Origin of the sequence: Neisseria sp. P0016.S008 (genome assembly GCF_051957775.1) — a bacterium.
Classification (GTDB): domain Bacteria; phylum Pseudomonadota; class Gammaproteobacteria; order Burkholderiales; family Neisseriaceae; genus Neisseria; species Neisseria flavescens_B.
Map to the genome: position 1 here is coordinate 1 of NZ_JBQCWB010000029.1, position 305 is coordinate 305.

Below are 305 nucleotides of genomic sequence, written 5' to 3' on the forward strand. Positions count from 1 at the left end.
GATACGGCCATGGCAATCATGGCGCGTTGGCGTTGGCCGCCGGAACGTTGGAAAGGATAGGCCTGGGCTTTTTGCTCGGGCTGGTGGATTCCGGTTTCGTCCAGGAGTTCGATAGCGCGCGCCCATGCCTGTTTTTTATCCAAACCCAAATGCAGGGACAGGACTTCGGAAATTTGTTAGCCGTCACGCATGTCGGGGTTGAGGGCGGTCTTGGGTTCTTGAAACACCATGCCGTTTTCGCGGCCGCGCAGTTTTTGCAGGGCGCGTTCGGGCTGGGTCAGCAGATCGGTTCCGCAATATTTCAG

The 305-nt window shown here is 57.4% G+C and carries 1 pseudogene; it reads right to left on the reverse strand.

Annotation, left to right across the window (positions count from 1 at the left end):
• A pseudogene (locus ACTHS8_RS10845) lies at positions 1 to 305 on the reverse strand (ATP-binding cassette domain-containing protein); the annotation flags it as partial.